General features: G+C 47.0%; 1 protein-coding gene. It reads left to right on the top strand.

Going from position 1 to position 1,053, the window contains the following annotated elements:
* Positions 1 to 62: 62 nt before the first annotated feature.
* Positions 63 to 1,053, top strand: a 991-nt coding sequence (gene ispC / locus R7O13_RS24545) for a 1-deoxy-D-xylulose-5-phosphate reductoisomerase (protein ID WP_318304894.1), incomplete at its 3' end; no start/stop codon positions are given.

Raw genomic sequence — 1,053 nt, forward strand, 5'->3', positions numbered from 1 at the left:
ACGTATTCTAATTTATCGGGAGCGGCTTCATCGCTCCTGAATTTTTCTAACGGTCTTACAACATGCAAAAGTTAACGATTCTTGGTGCAACAGGCTCAATAGGTGCAAGCACCTTAAAAGTGGTTGAACAAAACCCAGAGCTGTTTTCTGTGGTCGCACTAGCGGCTGGCACTAACGTTGAAAAGATGGTGGCACTTTGTCGCCAATGGCAGCCTAAATTCGCAGTAATGGCGGATAAGGCTGCGGCTGTTGCTCTGCAATCAGAAATCCACACCATTTCACCAAATACAGAAGTGTTAGGTGGTGTTGATGCACTTTGTCATGTGGCTTCATTAGAAGAAGTAGATAGCGTAATGGCAGCCATCGTTGGTGCAGCGGGTTTGTTGCCAACCATGGCGGCCGTTAAAGCGGGCAAGCGCGTATTGCTGGCGAATAAAGAAGCGCTTGTCATGTCTGGACAGTTGTTTATTGATGCCGTTGAACAATACGGGGCAGAGTTGCTGCCAGTAGACAGTGAACATAATGCTATTTTCCAGTGCCTACCACAGCAAGTTCAAACCAATCTTGGCCGCTGTAACTTAGATGAGCATGGCATTTCTAGTATTCTGTTAACCGGATCTGGCGGTCCATTCCGTTACGCTGACATTGCCGATCTCGACAGCGTAACGCCAGCACAGGCAATCGCGCACCCTAACTGGTCTATGGGGCCAAAGATTTCGGTCGATTCTGCGACTATGATGAATAAAGGTCTTGAGTACATTGAAGCAAAATGGCTATTCAATGCGGCTCGTGACCAGTTAAAAGTGATTATTCACCCGCAATCCGTGATCCATTCAATGGTTCAGTATCGTGATGGTTCGGTACTGGCGCAAATGGGAGAGCCAGATATGGCAACACCAATTGCGTTGACAATGTCTTATCCTTCTCGTGTTGATGCCGGTGTAAAACCGCTAGACTTTACTCAAGTAGGTGAATTGACATTCTTGCAACCAGACTTTGCTCGTTATCCTTGTTTGAAGCTTGCGATTGACGCGTGTTACGAAGGGCAACATG

This window comes from Vibrio sp. Y176 (assembly GCF_033438945.1).